Source organism: Rhizobium sp. USDA 4016 (assembly GCF_056279705.1).
In genome coordinates, this window is record NZ_JBWCCY010000002.1 from 732,190 (window position 1) to 750,712 (window position 18,523).

The window sequence follows — 18,523 nt, forward strand, 5'->3', positions numbered from 1 at the left end:
CGTTCGCTCTCTAAAGAGAAGTCTGGACGCGTCGTTCGACACTGATCTTTTGGTATCAAGCAATCTGAGCTTGTGTCGGTCTGACCCCCAGACCAACATCTCCTCCACAGGAAGGGCTACCTCTCAAAAGAAGTGACTATGTGCCTCGCGAATTGTCTCGACGGTGGCAAGCGTGCCTGTAAGGTGGCGGCGTACGGCTTCCTGTGCCCGCGGGACGTCTCCATCTCGCACATTGTCCATTATTTCCCGGTGCGAGCACAAGATCGTGCCGGCTTTGCCGGGATCCATCAAGTTGAGCTTGCGAAGGCGATCAATATGCCCGGATCGCGACTGGACCAGCACCCAGAGGTCCGCAACGCCCGCACCTTCGAACATGGTTTGGTGGAACTGGCGATCGAGAAGCGCGAAGCGTTCCAGGTCATGATCCACGTTGAGCGCCGTTTCTTGAAGGGCCACCAGGCGATCGGCTCGTTTGATGACGGCTTCGGGCTGGGTTTCCGTCAGAGACCGAATGACTTCCAATTCAAGAGAGAGCCGCAGGAACTGCGTCTCGCGCGCCTGGCGCAAATCGATCCGCGTGACTTCCGTGCGGGACTGCGGATAAACCACCACGAGGCCTTCCGCCTCTAGCATTTGCAGAGCGTCGCGCACCGGTGTCTGGCTGACGCCGTAGGCCATGGCGATCTCGCTGCGCGACAGATGCATGCCCGGGGGCAGGTCGAGCGAGATGATGCGACCGCGCAGCACGTCGTAGAGCTGGCGCGAGGTCGAGGTGCGTTTGAGCGCAATTGTCGGGGAAAGATCGTTTAGAGCGTCCATGAAACCTCACTTTGACGGCCATTATAGCCAGTAAGAATCTTGATCTCAAACTAATATATTAACATAGTTGACCAACTGATATTTTAGTGTTTCACTCTCTGCCGGTGCTGGGAGGCACGTTTCGTACGTTTGGGACTTACAGTGGGAGGATAGGATGTTGAGACTTTTGGGTGCTGCCGCGATCGCAGCTCTTTTCGCGACGCTTCCGGCTTCGGCTCAGGAAAAGACTGCGATCTCCATTACACGGCAGCCGGGGATTCTGTATCTTGCGAGCCACGTCATGGAAACGCAAAAGCTCATTGAGAAACAGGCTGCGAAGGAGGGGCTGGACGGCCTCACGATCGAATGGCGAACCTTTAGCGGCGGTGGAGCGCAGACCGATGCATTGCTCGCAGGCAATGTCGACATCGTCAACACGGGGTCGGGTAATCTTCTTCTGCTTTGGGATCGTACAAAGGGCCGCGTAAAAGGCATCATTCCGAGTTCCGCGCAGCCGGTCATCATGGTCTCCAATGATCCCAAGATCAAATCACTTGATGATATCGGCCCGAGCGACAAGATCGCCGTTCCGACCGTCGGCGTCTCGACGCAGGCGATTCTGCTGCAGATGGCCGCCGCCGCAAAGTACGGCGAAGACCAGGTCCGCAAGCTCGACAGCAATACCGTACAGCTTGGCCATCCGGACGCGGTCGCGGCCATCGCCAATCCCAATCACGAAGTCAAGAACCATTTCTCAGCACCGCCCTTCCAGTACATCGAGCTAAAGCAGAAGGGCGTGCATCGCGTCACGGACTCGCGCGAAATCATCGGAGGTTCCCTCACTCAGGCGACGTTCTTCACGACGACCGGGTTTGCTGAAAGCAATCCCGTCATCATCAAGGCCGTGCGTGAGGCAACCAAGCAAGCAGTGGCCTACATCAAGAACGATCCAAAGGGCGCCCTCGAAGCCTACAAGACCATCACCGGAGACAAGACGTCGATCGACGATCTCATGGCGATCATGAACGAGCCGGGTTTCATCGACGACTACCGAACCGAGCCGCAGGGGACGATGAAGTTCGCAACGCATTTGAACAAGATCGGGACGCTGAAGATGCAGCCAAAAGCATGGACCGACTACTACTTGCCTGAATCCGCCGACCTCAACGGCAACTGAGCAACATCTACCGGCAGAAGGCAGGCAGCTTTTTGCCGGATAAGCCCGCCCCCTTTTCATGTGAGGACGTCGTCAATGTTCCAGTCCGCAGCAGCTGTTTCACCGGCGCATCAGGCCATTGCGCAAGCGGCTGAACCACTCTTGAGTGTTGAGAAAGTTACGCTGCGCTACAAGACGCCGAACCTCCTGGTCACCGCCACCGAACAGGTCTCCTTCAGCGTCCGGAAATCAGATCGGTTCGTGCTCCTAGGTCCATCGGGCTGCGGTAAGTCGACGCTGCTGAAAGCCGTAGGCGGATACATGAAGCCCGTCAGCGGTTCCATCCGCATCAACGGCCGGACGGTGACGAAACCGGGTCCGGACCGCATGATGGTGTTTCAGGAATTCGATCAACTGATGCCCTGGAAGACCGTTCTGGAAAACGTGATGTTTCCGCTGCTGGTTGCGCGCAAGCTGCTGCCAAAGGAAGCGGAGGAAATCGCCCGCGCCTATATCGACAAGGTAAAGCTGACGCGCGCCGTCGACAGTTTTCCCCATACCCTATCTGGCGGGATGAAACAGCGTGTCGCCATTGCGCGCGGCATGGCGATGCAACCCGACATCCTTTTGATGGATGAACCTTTCGCGGCGCTCGACGCGCTGACACGCCGCCAGATGCAGGACGAACTGCTTCAGCTTTGGGATGATACGAAGTTTACCGTCATCTTCGTCACCCATTCGATCGCTGAAGCGATCAAGATCTCCAACCGTATTCTGCTTCTGTCACCCCACCCGGGGCGCGTCAAAGCGGAAGTCGTGGATGTCGACAAAGCCTCGAACGAGGACGGGACCGCAGCTGCACTCGAGCGGGATATCCACGATCTTCTGTTCTCTGAACCAGGCCATCGGGAGTAAGCCATCATGAGCGCACCGCAGATCCTGCTGGCCGAAGAAAGCGCCAACGCGCGCCCGGCCCATGCCAACATCGCCGCGATCGAGCAGAAGCTCGGGCCAGTTGAACTCATCTGGGGTATCGGCGCTGTCCGAAAGGCCCTGCTGATTATCGTGCTTGCGCTCCTGTGGCAGGTCTACGCCACTTATCTGGACAACCCGCTTCTATTTCCGACCCTCACCGACACGCTGGTGACGCTCGTCGATCGCTTCGCGGATGGCACGCTGCCGGCGCGCATCTGGACCACCTTGAAGATCCTTTTGATGGGATATGCGGCGGGAACGATCCTGGCGGCCATCCTGACCGTGCTGGCGATCAACACGCGCATCGGCACGGACTTCCTCGAGACGATGACCGCCATGTTCAACCCGCTTCCGGCCATTTCACTTCTGCCGCTGGCGCTCATCTGGTTCGGCCTGGGCGCCTCAAGCCTCGTCTTCGTGCTCGTGCATTCCGTGCTCTGGGCCGTGGCGCTGAACACCCATTCCGGCTTTCTCGGCGTCTCCCGCACTCTGCGCATGGTCGGGGCCAATTACGGCCTGTCCGGCTTGTCCTACGTCGTTCGCATTCTCATCCCGGCTGCGTTTCCCTCGATCCTTACCGGTCTTAAGATTGGCTGGGCCTTCGCCTGGCGCACACTGATTGCCGCCGAACTCGTCTTCGGCGTCTCGTCCGGGCAGGGCGGCCTTGGCTGGTTCATCTTCGAAAACCGCAATCTTCTCGACATCCCGGCCGTTTTTGCCGGACTGCTGACCGTCATCGTCATCGGTCTGGTGGTTGAAAATCTGGTCTTCCAGACGATTGAACGCCACACTATCCAGAAATGGGGCATGAAGGAATGAAGACTGCTTCCTTGTTTGTATTTGCCTCCGTTCATCATCCTTCTCGGACAATGCCATGAAAAAACGCAAAACTTACGAGCAGCTGCGCTCCGCCCGCTGGATGGTCCCCGATGATCAACGATCCTTCGGTCACAGATCGCGCACCATGCAGATGGGCTATGACCCCGCCGACTGGGAGGGCCGCCCGATCATCGCCATTCTCAACACCTGGTCGGATGCGCAGCCCTGCCACATGCACTTCAAGGACAGAGTGGAATGGGTCAAGCGCGGCGTGCTGCAGGCGGGAGGCTTCCCGATGGAGCTTCCAGCGCTGTCACTGTCTGAAAATTTCGTCAAGCCAACGACCATGCTCTACCGCAATATGCTGGCGATGGAGAGCGAGGAATTGCTGCGCTCCCATCCCATCGACGGCGCGGTCCTCATGGGCGGTTGCGACAAGACCACTCCGGGCCTGGTGATGGGCGCGCTCAGCATGGGTCTTCCCTTTATCTACCTGCCTGCCGGACCGATGCTGCGCGGCAACTGGGCGGGCAGGCATCTGGGTTCCGGTACCGACGGATTCAAGTTCTGGGACGAACGCCGCGCTGGCACGATTACCAAGGAAGAGTGGCAAGGGATCGAAGGGGGCATTGCCCGTTCCTATGGCCACTGCATGACCATGGGAACTGCATCGACAATGACGGCGATCGCCGAGGCTATGGGACTCACACTTCCTGGCGCCTCCTCCATCCCCGCTGCCGATGCAGGTCATCAGCGCATGTCCACGCAATGCGGCCGGCGCATCGTCGATATGGTCTGGGAGGACCTGACGCCGGACATGATCGTCACGGCGGCAGCAGTGGAGAATGCCGTGACCGTGGCGATGGCGACCGGCTGTTCCACGAATGCCATTATCCATTTGATCGCCATGGCGCGCCGCGCCGGGATCCCGCTGGAACTGGACGATCTCGACCGCATCGGACGCGAAACGCCCGTCATTGCCAATATCCGGCCATCGGGTGCGGCGTACCTCATGGAGGATTTCTACTACGCCGGTGGTCTCCGGGCGCTGATGAAGCAACTGGGCGACAAGCTCAATTCATCGGCGATCACCGTCACCGGCAAGCCGCTTACCGAGGGCCTAGACTTGGTAAAGGTCTGGAACGACGACGTCATCCGGCCGCTGTCGAACCCGGTCTATCACGAGGGATCGCTTGCCGTCCTCAAGGGCAATCTCAGTCCCGACGGCGCGGTGATCAAGCCCGCCGCCTGCGACCCGAAATTCCACCGGCATAAAGGTCCGGCTCTCGTGGCTGAGAGCTACGCCGAGCTGAAAACGATCATCGACGATCCCGACTATCCGATGACGCCGGAGACCGTTCTCGTCTTGCGCAACGCCGGCCCCCAGGGCGGACCGGGAATGCCTGAGTGGGGAATGATTCCCATGCCCAAGGCGCTGTTGAAGCTCGGCCTGCGGGACATGGTACGACTGTCGGATGCGCGCATGTCCGGCACTTCTTTCGGCGCCTGCGTGCTGCATGTGGCGCCGGAAGCCTATGTCGGTGGCCCGCTGGCGCTTTTGAAGACTGGCGACGTCGTCGAGCTCGATATCCCCAACCGCAGCTTGAACATGCTCGTGCCGGACGAAGAACTCGCCCTTCGGCGCCAGTCTTGGAAGCCGCCGGCTCCACGCTATGGCCGCGGCTACGGCTTCCTATTCTCCAAACATATCGAACAGGCCGACAAGGGCTGCGATTTCGATTTCCTGAAGACGGAATTCGGCCCTCAGGTCGATGAACCAGCGATCAACTGATCTTTCCAGCCGGAGATGATAATGACCGACTACGCTCTTTCCGACGAAACCCGCGAAAAATTGATGAAGGCGTCGACCGCCTCCGTTGCCACTGCGCTCTACAAACGCGGCCTGCGCAACCAGTTCATCCAGAACGTCCACCCGGTCGCCTGGAAGAGCAAAAACATGGTCGGACAGGCCTTCACCCTTCGCTACATTCCGGCGCGTGAGGATCGCAATCCCATCACTGTGTTCCGCAACGCGGACCACCCGCAGCGTGTCGCGGTCGAAACCTGCCCGCCTGGTTGGGTGCTTGTCATGGACAGCAGGAAAGATGCGCGGGCCGCATCGGCAGGCTCTATCCTCGTTACAAGGCTTGCGATGCGCGGTTGCGCCGGCGTCGTATCTGACGGAGGCTTTCGCGACGCCGAAGGCATCGGCAGGTTGGATATGCCGGCCTACCATCAGCGCCCGTCGGCGCCGACCAATCTAACTCTCCACGAAGCGCTCGACATCAACGTGCCGATTTGCTGCGGTGACGCCCCCGTTTTCCCCGGGGACGTGCTCGTCGGCGATGGTGACGGCGTCATGGTCATTCCAGCGCATTTGGCCGATGAGATCGCCGAAGAATGCGCCGGCATGGAAAGCTTCGAGGATTTTGTTCTTGAACAGGTCCAAGACGGCGCTGCCGTGATCGGCCTTTATCCGCCAACGACGGACAAAGCGCAAAACGACTATGCTCAATGGCGTAAGAGAACCGGGCGCTGACCCTGAGTAAGCCGCATCCCCCGAACCCGAAGGCTCAGTTGAGGTCAGGAGATCCGGAAACCAGCTCGCGGCCATCATTCCGACGCAGGCTCCGGCCGTTGAGGAATAGCCGTGAGCTGTTGCCAAACGCCCTGGCCGCTTTCGAGCCAGAACGTGACGGGACGAAGCTGGACGCTCCGCCGTTCCAAGAAGGCCGACCGCTTCGATCGTTCCCCGACGCGGAGGGAGCAGGGATCCGGTTCACGCCCGTCGTGTCGCGCATCGGCCGAAATTAATCGTCGTCGGCAGCGAGGAGGTCGGCGGCCTCGCTGCTTTTGACCGCCGGGACTGGCGCTGATCGCCATCCGAATTACGTAAATCGCATAGAATACGTATTATAGGTAATTCGGTACGGAGACTTGGCAATGAAGCAATTCACCTTCTCAGACATGAACCGCGCTTCGGGTGAAATCCTCGAAGCGGCTTTGATCGAACCCGTCACCTTGACAAAGCGCGGCAAGGACAAGCTCGTCATTCTGACCGCGGAACAATACCGCAAGCTCATCGGTCGTTCCCATACCGTTGCATACGACCTGATGGATGCTCCCGAAGACATCCACCGTGAACTTATGACCGGTCTTGAGGATATTATCGAGGGCGATAATGCTTGAACCTGGGCAGATCGTCCGCTTTTTCTACCTGTGGAAACGCCAGGCGACCGCAGGTGAAGAGTCCGGCCGCAAGGCAAGGCCCGTTTGCGTCGTCGTTCGCACCGCGGCAGTGCCGGGAGCTGTGTTTCTGTTTCCCGTCATATCGCAACTGCCCGACACGGAGCGGCTTTCTCTTGCGATCAGCCAAATGGAATGCCGTCGCGCAGGGCTGGATTTTCCGTGCTGGATCATTCTCGACGAGTACAATAGGGTTGAACTCGACAAGGCATTTGACTCCGAGTCAACGACGCCTCTGGGCAGTTTCAGTCCTGCCTTCCTCAAGAAAACCGCGCTGACCGTCAAAAATGCGGCCGCAGCCCGAAGGCTCATTGGTATCACGCGTACCTGATGCCTGACGCCCGCCTCAGAGGGCCCATGGCCGTCCTCCACTTCGTTGCAGCCCTGCGGGCGCGCCGATCGTCCCCGGTCTTATCGACAGCCATCGTGAGGCCGCGATGGGCGCGACCCCGGCAACATCGACCGACGGCTTCGTCGGCACCATCAAGACCCTCACCCTCAACGTCAAAGCGAATATCGTCCGTGTCGAATGCACCTTTTGAAGACGCTCCCGACTTCCGGATGCTGGCCGGCAATGTCGGGTTCGGTGCCGGCTGGCAGAAACAGGCCCGCGAAATCGAACGCGACTACATTCAGTCAAGCTCGACGATCCGAGCGCCCAGCTCCGATCTACGCCACTCTGACCGAGATTCAAGGCCAGGAAGGCCCGCAGCTCATCTGGTCACGCAACACGCGCCGCTGACGGAAAGGAGGAGCCGCGGTTGGAAGCGGGCAGGCGCTAAGCCCGGTCCGTTCGCGGCCCTCGTTTCATCTGCGTGCGCTCTGGGTTGCGATTGTAGCAGTCAAAAAGGGGCAACGGCGAGGCCGTGCCCGCTTCCCCAGGTGGCTAGACTTCGGATTCAGATCTGCTTGCCAAGTTTGGCATCTACAGACTGCGAATTCGATCCCCGAACCGCGAAGAACAAGAAAATGGCAGTCCAGAGGATCGATTTCTCGGCGCCACCAAAGCCTTCACCTCGCACCACGCCATGGAAATAGACAGTGACCAGGAGCACGATCATTGCAGCGAATGCGGCTGGCCGCGTGAACAGCCCGATTGCGATCAAAATGCCGCCGAAGAATTCGGTTGCCGCAAGCAACGGCGACCAGAATAAACCGGGATAGAAGCCGAGACCTTCCACCATGCCGACAGCTCCGAAGGGATTCAGGATCTTGCCGTAGCCATGGGTCACCAGCAGTCCGCCGGCGATGACACGCAGAGCCGTTTCAGCGATGGTGTTAAATGGCATGTAAATTCTCTGAAGTGCCGGCACCATCGGGCGGGGTCGGCTATCGGCAAAATCTGTCATGGGTGACCTTTCCGTTCATTGCGATGCAACACATCTGCCGTGAACCGGTTCAAGAGCCAAGTCCGACGAGGTAAAATATGATGGTTTGAGTTAACAATGACGTGATTTCGACGTCACAATAGCGAATGCGGGGCTGCGGAGCGGGCAGACGCTGCATATGCCCTGTTGCGAGCTCTGTCCTTGACCACAGGGTCCGGCCCGAAGAGTTGTCGGAATCAAATAGCCCGCCACTCATGAAAGTGGCGGGCCTCTGAATGCTCTTACTAAAGCTTCCAGGAAACAGATTTTAGATCTCGGGGCATCCGCGCACATTGGCAAATACCATCCGTGCGGGACCACGGCGCGTAAAGCCTTGGACCACGACGCTGCGTGGCGAGACACGAACGATACGAGCTCGACGGAGACCTGCGTCGCGCGCACTGTCAAGCGCATCGTCCGGGTCGCATGCCCGGCGAGCCGGCCTATAGCGGCGATCGAAATACCGGTCCCGATCGCGGTCGCGATCGTAGATGCCAACTCCACCTGGACCTACCCGCAGTTCCAGTTCCTGCGCGCCCGCAAAGGAATGGCTGATCGTAACGCAACTGAGTGCGGCAAGACCGATCAAAGCCGATTTAAAAATATAGCGCATAAGTGCCTCTCTCCAGTTCTTCAACGTGCAAATCCGGTGAGAAACAGACTAAGGGAATTTTTGCTCCGCCCTGCGGCAAAAGACCCGCTCCTCGTCAAGCCAGGCCTCTCCCAGTCCGCCTGCATCTCAGCGCGGTGCCGCCGTCTAGGCCCTCTCCTTGTCATCGTCAAGAGAGGACCAAAAGCCTTGGTGACAGGTAGCAACGCTGCCCGCACCCAACCGATCCTTCTGACATGAGGAAATCCACTAACGCCGATGGAATTGACCTCTTGCTTCACCGCATGCGCGCGAGCGTCGGAGGCAAATCTGATCGCCGCTGGCCGAAACCGCGCGGCACGTCAGAGCGTTTCTCGAGGGAAAGATAAACTCACCATGTCGAACCGCCGAGAACAGCAGACGCCCGAAGGCGCCTTCAAAGAGAAGATCGGGGAAACCACCTCATTCCCCTACGACCGACTGACGGTCGAGCGTTTTCGCGCGGCTTTTCCCCAAGCGCGGTGGAGCGATGACCTCAAGGCGTGGTTCGTTCCCGGGAAAACTGCCGGTCGCCGGATCGCCCGCTGGCGGGCGTATGAGGCAACGCAGGTCGAAGCCTATGCGGACGAGAAGGGACGCGACGCCTTCCAGTTCGATCCGATCGAAAGTCCCTATCTGGAGGTCGGGGAGGCGGGCTTACGGGTCCGGACGCCGTTTTCCCGGACTGTCGTCGATGAGCTGCGCGAAGTTCCCTGGGCCTATTGGGACTGCGATCTTAGGGTCTGGCATGTGCCCTTCCGGTCGTTCGACGACCTAAGGCGGCGATGGGCGACGATCGAGGCGGCGGCCCGGCGGAACGAGCCCGAAGAACGAAAGCGCAGGGCTGAAGAGCGCAAGGGAACCGAGGACGACAGGCGCGCCCGACTTCGCTCTGCCGAGAGGAAGCGTCGTCGCTATCCGCTGGCGTGCAACGACCTGCCGCCGTTGCAGCGGCCCGTGGCGACCGAACAGTACGGTGTCATCGTCTTCACTGAGATCACCGGCGAACTCGTCGAGCCAGATACCGTTGCGGATTTCTATCCGGGTGTGACGGACGACCACGTCTGGGGACTGTGGCGGACGCCGACGCTGGACGAACTGATCTGCACATGGCCCGCGAAGCCGGTTCTAGAAAACCGGAGGCGAGAATGGTGGCTTCCGAGCATCGATGAGCTGAGGCCCGCCCGCCGGCTGGCGCGCTCCCGGGAACGGCGCAGACGAAAGTAATTGATTGCATTCATATACATCTGCATAAGCGGCGCCTAAATTCGAGTTTGATGCGCGACTGCGAAGGTCTGCCTGCGTCACGCATCGCGAGAGAACCAAATGGCTGCTCACAGACCTATTGGACAGGATGACACGATGACCGTCGAACACCGGCTTGCAACCTACGGATCGCTGGCCCCCGGCCGGGTGAACCATCACCAGCTCGACGGCCTTGAAGGAACCTGGCGCAAGGGGACGGTTCGAGGGACTCTCGTGGAATCCGGATGGGGAGCTGCCCTTGGTTTTCCAGGCTTGCTGCTCGATGAAGGCGGCGCGGCAGTGGACGTGCTTTTGTTCGAGTCGCTGGATCTCCCGGACCACTGGGAACGGCTCGACGCATTTGAAGGGGCGGGGTATCGCCGTGAACGGGCAAAGATCAGTACGCCGGATGGGCAACTAGAGGCCTTTATTTACGTGCTCGCGCCCTAGGCGCATTGGCTGCCGACATAAGATATGAGCATTGCAAGCATGCGGTGCGAGAGGGTGCGCCTCTAATGCACTGCAGCTTCGAGTGCCGTCCTCAGCCCTCTTTCTCCAGCAGTCGGTTCGCATTGGCCGCGCGCGACGCTGATGAACGATTCTTTCATCAGCGGCTTCCCATCCTCGTTTCCTAAACTCAGGGCGTCTCATTCAGGGCCTCTGGCCACGTTCTGGCATGGACGGCGATCCAGCGTACGAATGACACACATGGATAGTCAGGCCTGAATAGTCATGCTATCGAAACCCGGTTGGGGAACGGATCCATACGATCCAAAGGGCGGAAGAATGAGACTGAAGCTCGTTGCAGTCGCGGTTGCGGCGCTAGCGCCCGTTGTCGCGATGCTCGTTTATAACGAAGTAGAGACACGCCTTCAGCGCAACGAGGAAATCAGGGGCAATGCTGCGCAGGCCGCGCGGCTGGCGGCTTCCGAAGTCGAACGGATCATCGAAGGGCTGCATGGCCTTCTTGTCGCCGTTGCCTCAATGCCCGCGATCCAGGATCTCGACGCGGCGGCTTGCGATCGGGCCCTTCGGTCGGTCGCCTCGAGCGTGTCCAATATTCGCACGATTTTTGTGACCGACTTGGCGGGGCATCCTGTCTGCGGCAGCGTCGAGCCGCCGAGTGGCGTCCGGTTCGCGGATCGGGACTACTTCAGGCGAGCCCTGGCGTCAGGCCGGTTTGTGGTCGGCACCTACACCGACAGCCGGATGTCGAAGGGTGCAGTCCTTCCGGTAGCGATGCCGCTGATGAAGGAGGGGGTCGCCCAACGCGTGCTGGTTACGGGCCTGCGCTTGGAATGGCTGCAGGACAGGATCGCAGAACGCGGCGTAGAGGGTGGCAACGCCATAACGATCGCAGACGGCAAGGGGACGATACTGGCACGCGTGCCATATCCCGAGCGCTTTGTCGGAACCGCAATACCTCATGCCTTTCAACACCTGATCTATGCGGATTTCCCAGGTATCATCGAGGTTACAGGACAGGACGGTATCGAACGGATCCTTGGATATCGCCCGATCAAGCTTCCAAACAACCCGCTCTACATCGGCGCCAGCATCTCGAAGGAAGAGGCATTCGCACCGATCAACCGAGCGACGGAAGTCAATGCGCTGTCTATCCTCGGAGGCGCGCTGCTCGCCTTTCTGGCCGCCGTTCTCATAGGCAACCGGTTCATCGTCAGACCCATCCACCACATCGCTCGCGTGATGGGAGACTGGCGCGCCGGCAGGACCGACGTGCGCACGGGAATGAATCCGGCGAAAGATGAACTCGGTGCTGTGGGTGCGACACTGGACAGTCTCCTTGACGAACTGGACGCCCGGCACCGGCAAGCGAAGGAGGCGGAGGACGAAAGAGACCTGCTGTCGCGGGAGATGGCCCACAGAGTCAAGAACGGCTACGCTCTGGTGCAGGCGATCGCCCGACAGAGTTTTGCGAAGAGCGATCCTTCGCGTTATGCCGTGTTCTCCAAAAGGCTAACGGCGCTGGCAGGAGCCTACGACCTCATTCTCACAAGAGAGGCCCATTCGGCGGATATGTCCGAGACGATCCGAAAGTCGCTGCGCCCCCACCATGAGGTCGATGCCAGCCGAATGGAAGTAACCGGTCCACAGGTTTCTCTACCGGCGGAACTCACGCTGGCCCTGTCGCTGGTCGTGCACGAGCTCGGCACGAACGCGATGAAATACGGCGCACTCAGCACCGACGAGGGCCGGATTGTCGTTAACTGGACCCTGAAGGACCGGGGGGTTCTGCTGACCTGGCAGGAAACCGGGGGGCCTGAGGTCACTCGGCCCAACGCTAGAGGGTTCGGCTCGGTCCTGATCGAAAAGGCCTTCCCGGCAAAATATCAGGCAAAAAGCCTTTCCACCTACGGGACCAGCGGCCTGATATTTGAACTTGCATTTTTTCTGCCGGGAGATCCGACGGATAATCATCCGGCGACGTCTTCCCAGATTGCCCGCGCACAAAGCGAGGATGGCGCAATCGAGAATCCGCGCAAAGCGGGCCGCAGTTGAGAATGGCTGCTGCTCCGACGAACCGTCAAAGGCACTGAACCCCGTCCGCATGCAGGTTGTTTGCAGGCCTGCCTGACGTTGAGGTCATTCGCTCTGAATAAATAAGGAGCACCTTCTTCCGTTGAAGAAAATTCCGCCCGACCTAGCATTTAGTCTCAGAAATGGGAGATCAATCATGCTGCAAAGACTGGTGCAGGAACCCGATTTTGCCGTGCTCTCGCGGGCTGTCGGTGAATGGTATCACTATTATCAGGTCGCTCCTGATGAGAAGACAACGGATTTCTTATGTGCTGCTGCCCTTGCATTCTTTAATGACGGTTATCGCACCTCAGACGACATCGCGACACTGCTCATCGGCACCCACATCGGAGAGCTGGCAACACGCGTGAACGCGCGGTCTTCGTCGGCGATTCACTAGCGCCTCGCCGGCTGCTGCCGCGGCACCGAAATGATGTGAGTGGGAACTGTCGAGGTTCTGTCGGTCGCGGATCTCGATCAAGTTGCTCTGCCTGATATCTACGCCGCGTGTTCATTGCGGCTGATCCGGCGAATGCGGCCCGCTTGCCAGTCGGAGTGTATTTTAGCATCTTCGAAAGATTTCATTTGCTTTGCTTCCGGGGGCAGCGCATGGTTCCCGCCTCCAGCAGTCATCATCACGGGCGCTGCTGTTTGAGGGCTGCCTTGCCCTTGCCCCGACCGAAAGGAGGGCCTTATGTCTTCCGAATTTTCTACGAAATATCTGACGAGCCAAGACCTCGGCATGCTGCAGCAGGTGCTGAGTGATGCCGGCTATACAGACGATATTCTTATCGAACCGCCTCGACCTTTCAATGCAGCAGCCAAGCTGATGGTCCGCCTCTTTCAACAGGGAATGACGGATCCCACCGACCTCGCCAATGAACTTGATCGGCAATTCGGGAAGTCTCGGAAAATGGAGAGGGCTTTTGCAGGTTCACCGCTTCATCGCTTCGCGATCCAAGGTCTTCCGACGGAGCTCCGTTCTATTGTTCATTAACGCCCTGCTCAAAGGCGAGGCTCGATCATGCGGCGGCAGAACTAGCGAACGCTTTGATAGACGAGGAAGTGGACGATGTTTGAAGGCAGCAGAAGGGAACTGGACGACTGGCAAGCCGAAAACATGGGCGCGCTAGCGCCAAAAACTGGAAAGTTACTGGGTGACAATCCGTATGATCCCCAAACGGATCCGGTTCGCTACAGGCTCTGGAGAGAGGCGTATTTTAAGGCCCAGAATGAGATCGACGGCTTTAAGCAGGACCCCGCATTGCTCCGAAGCCTGCGCTCCTGAAATCCAACTTTGATGATGCCGGCGCGGATCGCCATCGCGATCTTTCCGCTGATCACTGGCACAAGGAAGCTCAGAAGGACCGTCGAGCCGCCGGAGACATAATGTTGTTCGACTGAGGAGGAGCAATGTCGCTTAAAATGCGCCCGAACATGCCGCCGTTCGTCACCAATGAGAACGGCCACATCCCAATGACCGACATCGCGGCGAACTGGCTCGTGATCGTGACGCGCGAAGCTTTGGAGAGAGTAGCGTCGCCGCCCGACGCGTCGCTGGAGCGCCTGCTGGCATATGCCGACACCTTCGGCGAGGTTGCCACATATAAATTGGAGCATGGCCGCGCGGGCGAAGAGGAAACCATCTGGGTTCAAAGCGCGGATGTTGTCGAATGGCGAGGCACACAATCTATGTAAGTTCCTTCGACTATGCGGGCCGCAGCCACGGGGTCGCCCGCCTTTCGATGCGCCGATACGCTCGTATCGTTCATCGGAAGGTCGCGAGCGCCGGACCAGATTCGAGCGGCTACGGGAGGAAGACCGCTCAAACCTAAAAGAAGACGGGCAACGGATTTCAGGCTGCCTTAACGGGAACACTCGCTGCCCTATAGGCGATCAAGTCTTCGATGGTGATCAGATGGAGGCCATGCCGTTCAGAAAACCGTTCGAGTTCGGGAAGGCGTGCCATCGTGCCATCGTCGTTGGCCACCTCGCAAATCACCCCGGACGGGGACAGACCGGCAAGCTTGGCGAGATCCACCGCTGCTTCGGTGTGGCCAGGGCGGGAAAGAACGCCGTTCGGGTGGGCTCGGAGCGGAAAGATATGACCTGGCCGGGCAAAATCCTCTGGGCGAGAGCCTGTTCTGACGAGTGCTTGAACGGTGGCAGCCCTGTCGGCGGCCGATATCCCAGTCGTCGTTTCGGGAATGTAGTCCACGGAGACGGTGAAGGCAGTCTTCAGCACCTCGGTGTTGCGTGGAACCATCAAAGGAATATCGAGCTCGTCGAGCCTGTTGCCTTCCATCGCAACGCAGATAAGGCCACGGGCGTGGTTCATCATGAACGCGATCGCTTGCGGAGTGACAGCCTCCGACGCGATCACGAGATCGCCTTCGTTTTCCCGGTCACGGTCATCGACAACGACGACGATCTCGCCCCGCGCTATAGCGGCGACCGCATCGTCGATTTTGGAAATTGCCATTTTCTTGCCTTTCAAGGGTTAGCCGTTGTGAGCGGCGTGCATGGCCTGTCAAAGCCACCATTTTCCCTTGGGCGAACAAGCATAGGAAACGCCGCGCTTGAGGCGGCGTCCGCTGCATTGCTCTCTTCCATCCGGACTGTAACCGTCGGCTCCGGCATCTCACCGGATCTGCTGACCCTCCGCATCCACGAAGGCGCTCGCGGGCTCCGAGTTGCCTCGATACCGCCGGTGGGGAATTGCACCCCGCCCTGAGAACGCATGTAACATAGAGGATCGATGCCGTATTTTGCAAGTGGCTGCCGGCTGCCGGCCCATCGAGAATCTGTTTTTCGCGGTGAACGCACCGTTCCTCAATGTCGAATAAAGCTACGACATGATCAGGCCGCCATCGACGTTGATCGTCTGGCCGGTGATGTAGGCAGCATCGTCGCTGGCAAGGAAGGTGACGAGACCGGCGACATCCTCGCCAGATCCTGCCCGCTTCATGGGAATCCCTTCGACCCACTCTTTCATGAGTTCTCCGGGGCCGTAGTTGCCGAGGAGTTTGCCCCAGGCCTGATCGTTATAGGCCCACATGTCCGTTTCGATGATACCGGGGCAGAAGGCATTGACGGTGATGTTTTCGGTCGCGACTTCCTTGGCAAGGCTCTGGGTGATCCCGACGACGCCCATTTTTGAAGCGGCGTAGTGTGGTGTGTAGATGAAGCCGTCGCGGGCTTGGCCAGAGGCGGTGTTGATGATGCGGCCGCCGCGTCCCAGCCTGCGCATGCGCAGAATTGCTTCCTGCGCGCACAAGAAGACGCCCTTGGTGTTGACGGCCATGACCCTGTCCCACTCGCCTTCCGTCATGTCTTCGATGCGGGCGATGGTGATGACGCCGGCATTCTGGATCGACACGTCGACAGTGCCGTAAGCTTTCTCCGCCGCGTCATAGAGAGCCTTCACGCTGGCTTTGTCGGTGACGTCTCCGACGAAGGAGATAGCATTGCCGGCATCGGTTTTGATTTGCTCGGCGACTGCATGGACCGACTCTTCGTTTGCTGAGACCACGAGATTGGCGCCTTCTCTCGCAAACCGCATGGCGATCGCCGCGCCGATCCCGCGGCTGGCTCCCGTGATGACAACGGTCTTGTTTTCGAAGCGCTTCATTCTCTCTTCCTTTCCCGTTGCCAGGCGATATCGGGCGTCGGCCGCAGAGCCGGCAGTTCCTGTTGCGTCATGCTGCCTTCAAGCGGCTGCAGAAATGATCTCGGCCTTGTGAGCGACAGTGGCCCCTCTGGCTATGGCGTCAATGTCGTCGTGGAACGCGCGACGTTCGGAATGGCCTAGAATTACCAAGCATGCACCCCCATCGACGAGCGTGTCCTCCCAGACGTGTGCGGTGCAGGCGCCCGGCGCCTTTCGCTGGCGGTGTCGCGCGACGGTAATCGCGGTCGAACCCTGCGAGCGCTTCGCGGGGTTCTCGATCGGCGTGAAGGGCGAGCGGACGACGATGTCGCACGCCGCCTCGCTCGTAAGTCCCTTCAGCGCCTCGATCTCGGCCAGGGAGGAAGCGAGACCGTGTATTTTCCAGCTGCCGGCAATCAGCTTTCGCATCGCATCACCAGCAGCAGAAACCGCCGTCGACAAGCAGATCGACGCCTGTCACGAAACTTGCCGCATTCGACAGCAGGAACACGGCTGGACCGACCATCTCGTCGACCGTTGCCATGCGCTGCATCGGCGTCTGCTCTTCGAAGAGCTTGGTCTGATGAACCATCTCGGGACGCGTGTTCATCGGCGTCGCCGTGTATCCGGGCGAGATCGTGTTGACGCGGATTCCACGGCCGACCCATTCCATCGCCATGGATTTCGACATATGGATCACGCCGGCCTTGGAAGCGTTATAGTGCGCCTGGCTCAGTCCCCGGTTGACGATCACGCCGGACATGGACGCAATATTGACGATGGACCCGCGTCCGTTCTTCAACATGGCGCGGGCCTCGGCCTGGCAAGAAAGGAAGACCCCTTTCAGGTTGATGTCCATCAACGTCTGGTACTGATCCTCTTCCATCTCTTCCGCCGGGTTGGCGTTGGCGATACCCGCGGCATTGACGGCAAGTGTCAGTGCGCCGAGCTCTGCCTCGGTGCGTGCTACCGCCGCGCTGAGGGATGACTTGCGCGTGACGTCCGCTTCGATCTGGATGGAGCGGCGGCCTGCGCCTTGAATGTGTCTAGCCGTGTTGGCCAGTCCGTCATCGGTTCGGCGGTCGAGCAGCGCGACGTCGGCGCCGCACTGTGCAAGACCCACGGCAATGCGCTGCCCAATTCCGCTGCCGGCTCCGGTCACGATGGCAATCTGGCCGCTGAGATCGAAAAGCTTCGGGGCGTTCAGAGTGATGTCGGACACCGCTCTTCCTTTCTCTGTCTATTTAGGTTGTAGCGAGCTCCATGACCGAGACGTCATTTGCCTCGTCACGATTGAGAATGCCTGCCTGCTTGCCCTGGGCAAGCACGAGAATGCGATTTGAGACGCCGAGAACTTCCTCGAGGTCCGAGCTCACGACGATGACCGCCACGCCCTGTTTCGCAAGATTGACGATGATGTCGTAGATGCCCGCTCGGGCGCCGACGTCGATGCCTCTCGTGGGTTCGTCGAGGACCACGACCTTGGGATTGCGCATGAGCCATTTCGCGATGACGACCTTCTGCTGGTTGCCGCCGGACAGGTCCGAAGCATATTGCTCTGCGCGACCCTTTACGCCGAACTTGGCAACCGCCTTCTGCGCGAACGAGCGCTTGACGCGGGGTGTGATCCAACGTCCACCCAGCATGTCGAGATTGGCGTAGATAATGTTCTCGCCGATCCGGTGCCCGACCACCAGACCCTGGTCCTTGCGATCTTCCGGAACCATTACGATGCCTTTGGCGATCGCGTCGGCAGGATCGCGGAGCCTGAGTTCATCGCCTTCCAGCTTGATCGAGCCTCCACTGATCGGATCCGCACCCGAGATGGCGCGCACAAGTTCCGTGCGGCCGGCGCCGACCAGTCCGGCAATTCCAAGGATTTCGCCTGCCTTCACGTCGAAGGTAACGTCGCGGAACGAATTGTCCGGAGAACTCAGCCCCGACACCTCAAGTACCGGATGATCCGTCGGAACGGGCAGGGTCGGGAACAGACGGTCGAGCGAACGTCCAACCATGCTCTCGACAATCGTGCGCACGGGCGTCGCGCTGTCGGCGAATTCCTGCACGCGCTCACCGTCGCGAAGCACGACGATCCGGGATCA

21 protein-coding genes, 2 pseudogenes and 1 riboswitch are annotated in these 18,523 nt (G+C 59.5%); of the genes and pseudogenes, 15 read left to right on the forward strand and 8 right to left on the reverse strand.

The genetic code is table 11. The features are described from left to right. Positions 1–123: 123 nt before the first annotated feature. Positions 124–819: a GntR family transcriptional regulator gene (locus ACZ9DP_RS04465; protein ID WP_476200455.1), complete on the reverse strand. Its 696-nt coding sequence runs from the start codon at positions 817–819 to the stop codon at positions 124–126. Positions 820–973: 154 nt separating this feature from the next. Between ACZ9DP_RS04465 and ACZ9DP_RS04470 the strand changes: the two genes are divergently transcribed. From ACZ9DP_RS04470 to ACZ9DP_RS04505, 8 genes and pseudogenes are all read left to right on the forward strand, one after another. Beyond that, positions 974–1,975 carry an ABC transporter substrate-binding protein gene (locus ACZ9DP_RS04470; RefSeq protein WP_476200456.1) on the forward strand — a complete coding sequence of 334 codons (1,002 nt, stop codon included), beginning with the start codon at positions 974–976 and terminating at the stop codon, positions 1,973–1,975. A 75-nt stretch (positions 1,976–2,050) separates the two neighbouring features. Then, positions 2,051–2,869 carry an ABC transporter ATP-binding protein gene (locus ACZ9DP_RS04475; protein WP_022712652.1) on the forward strand — a complete coding sequence of 273 codons (819 nt, stop codon included), beginning with the start codon at positions 2,051–2,053 and terminating at the stop codon, positions 2,867–2,869. A gap of 6 nt (positions 2,870–2,875) precedes the next feature. Then, positions 2,876–3,748: an ABC transporter permease gene (locus ACZ9DP_RS04480; protein ID WP_476200457.1), complete on the forward strand. Its 873-nt coding sequence runs from the start codon at positions 2,876–2,878 to the stop codon at positions 3,746–3,748. Positions 3,749–3,803: 55 nt separating this feature from the next. Next, positions 3,804–5,540 (forward strand): L-arabinonate dehydratase, encoded by a 1,737-nt coding sequence (gene araD / locus ACZ9DP_RS04485; RefSeq protein ID WP_476200458.1) that lies wholly within the window; start codon positions 3,804–3,806, stop codon positions 5,538–5,540. A gap of 21 nt (positions 5,541–5,561) precedes the next feature. Beyond that, positions 5,562–6,287, forward strand: coding sequence for a ribonuclease activity regulator RraA (locus ACZ9DP_RS04490; protein WP_476200460.1), 726 nt, complete (start codon positions 5,562–5,564; stop codon positions 6,285–6,287). Positions 6,288–6,691: 404 nt separating this feature from the next. Next, positions 6,692–6,937, forward strand: coding sequence for a type II toxin-antitoxin system prevent-host-death family antitoxin (locus ACZ9DP_RS04495; RefSeq protein WP_194730664.1), 246 nt, complete (start codon positions 6,692–6,694; stop codon positions 6,935–6,937). Then, the gene (locus ACZ9DP_RS04500; protein WP_476200462.1) at positions 6,930–7,325 is read left to right on the forward strand and encodes a hypothetical protein; all 396 of its coding nucleotides are present in this window, start codon (positions 6,930–6,932) and stop codon (positions 7,323–7,325) included. Before ACZ9DP_RS04495 ends, ACZ9DP_RS04500 begins: the two co-directional genes overlap by 8 nt. A 106-nt stretch (positions 7,326–7,431) precedes the next feature. After that, positions 7,432–7,736, forward strand: a pseudogene (locus ACZ9DP_RS04505) (DUF736 domain-containing protein). A 157-nt stretch (positions 7,737–7,893) separates the two neighbouring features. On the opposite strand, the gene ACZ9DP_RS04510 reads toward ACZ9DP_RS04505, so the two are convergent. Both ACZ9DP_RS04510 and ACZ9DP_RS04515 read right to left on the reverse strand, forming a co-directional pair. After that, positions 7,894–8,343: a DoxX family protein gene (locus tag ACZ9DP_RS04510; protein ID WP_022712647.1), complete on the reverse strand. Its 450-nt coding sequence runs from the start codon at positions 8,341–8,343 to the stop codon at positions 7,894–7,896. Between the two features lie 286 nt (positions 8,344–8,629). Further along, entirely contained in the window at positions 8,630–8,974 is a 345-nt protein-coding gene (locus ACZ9DP_RS04515) for a hypothetical protein (protein WP_476200463.1), read from the reverse strand. Between the two features lie 372 nt (positions 8,975–9,346). On the opposite strand from ACZ9DP_RS04515, the gene ACZ9DP_RS04520 reads away from it, so the two are divergent. From ACZ9DP_RS04520 to ACZ9DP_RS04550, 7 genes are all read left to right on the forward strand, one after another. Next, the gene (locus tag ACZ9DP_RS04520; protein ID WP_476200464.1) at positions 9,347–10,216 is read left to right on the forward strand and encodes a hypothetical protein; all 870 of its coding nucleotides are present in this window, start codon (positions 9,347–9,349) and stop codon (positions 10,214–10,216) included. Between the two features lie 135 nt (positions 10,217–10,351). Beyond that, the gene (locus tag ACZ9DP_RS04525) at positions 10,352–10,684 is read left to right on the forward strand and encodes a gamma-glutamylcyclotransferase family protein (protein WP_194731891.1); all 333 of its coding nucleotides are present in this window, start codon (positions 10,352–10,354) and stop codon (positions 10,682–10,684) included. A 336-nt stretch (positions 10,685–11,020) separates the two neighbouring features. Next, entirely contained in the window at positions 11,021–12,754 is a 1,734-nt protein-coding gene (locus ACZ9DP_RS04530; protein ID WP_476200465.1) for a sensor histidine kinase, read from the forward strand. 175 nt (positions 12,755–12,929) lie between these two features. Next, positions 12,930–13,172, forward strand: a complete 243-nt coding sequence (locus tag ACZ9DP_RS04535) for a hypothetical protein (RefSeq protein WP_476200466.1) — start codon at positions 12,930–12,932, stop codon at positions 13,170–13,172. 294 nt (positions 13,173–13,466) lie between these two features. Continuing rightward, complete coding sequence (locus ACZ9DP_RS04540) at positions 13,467–13,769, forward strand: hypothetical protein (RefSeq protein WP_476200467.1); 303 nt, start codon at positions 13,467–13,469, stop codon at positions 13,767–13,769. Between the two features lie 75 nt (positions 13,770–13,844). Next, positions 13,845–14,060, forward strand: a complete 216-nt coding sequence (locus ACZ9DP_RS04545; protein ID WP_074072512.1) for a hypothetical protein — start codon at positions 13,845–13,847, stop codon at positions 14,058–14,060. A 125-nt stretch (positions 14,061–14,185) separates the two neighbouring features. Next, positions 14,186–14,470 carry a hypothetical protein gene (locus ACZ9DP_RS04550; RefSeq protein ID WP_194730670.1) on the forward strand — a complete coding sequence of 95 codons (285 nt, stop codon included), beginning with the start codon at positions 14,186–14,188 and terminating at the stop codon, positions 14,468–14,470. Between the two features lie 157 nt (positions 14,471–14,627). On the opposite strand, the gene ribB is transcribed toward ACZ9DP_RS04550, so the two are convergent. From ribB to ACZ9DP_RS04575, 5 genes and pseudogenes are all read right to left on the reverse strand, one after another. Next, positions 14,628–15,254 carry a 3,4-dihydroxy-2-butanone-4-phosphate synthase gene (gene ribB, locus ACZ9DP_RS04555; protein WP_476200468.1) on the reverse strand — a complete coding sequence of 209 codons (627 nt, stop codon included), beginning with the start codon at positions 15,252–15,254 and terminating at the stop codon, positions 14,628–14,630. Between the two features lie 115 nt (positions 15,255–15,369). After that, positions 15,370–15,514: riboswitch (FMN riboswitch) on the reverse strand. 106 nt (positions 15,515–15,620) lie between these two features. After that, positions 15,621–16,403 (reverse strand): glucose 1-dehydrogenase, encoded by a 783-nt coding sequence (locus tag ACZ9DP_RS04560; protein ID WP_476200470.1) that lies wholly within the window; start codon positions 16,401–16,403, stop codon positions 15,621–15,623. 78 nt (positions 16,404–16,481) lie between these two features. Then, positions 16,482–16,850, reverse strand: a complete 369-nt coding sequence (locus tag ACZ9DP_RS04565) for a triose-phosphate isomerase (RefSeq protein ID WP_476200472.1) — start codon at positions 16,848–16,850, stop codon at positions 16,482–16,484. 4 nt (positions 16,851–16,854) lie between these two features. Beyond that, complete coding sequence (locus tag ACZ9DP_RS04570; RefSeq protein ID WP_476200474.1) at positions 16,855–17,643, reverse strand: SDR family oxidoreductase; 789 nt, start codon at positions 17,641–17,643, stop codon at positions 16,855–16,857. Between the two features lie 22 nt (positions 17,644–17,665). Continuing rightward, positions 17,666–18,517: pseudogene (locus ACZ9DP_RS04575) on the reverse strand (ATP-binding cassette domain-containing protein); the annotation flags it as partial. Between the last annotated feature and the right edge of the window lie 6 nt (positions 18,518–18,523).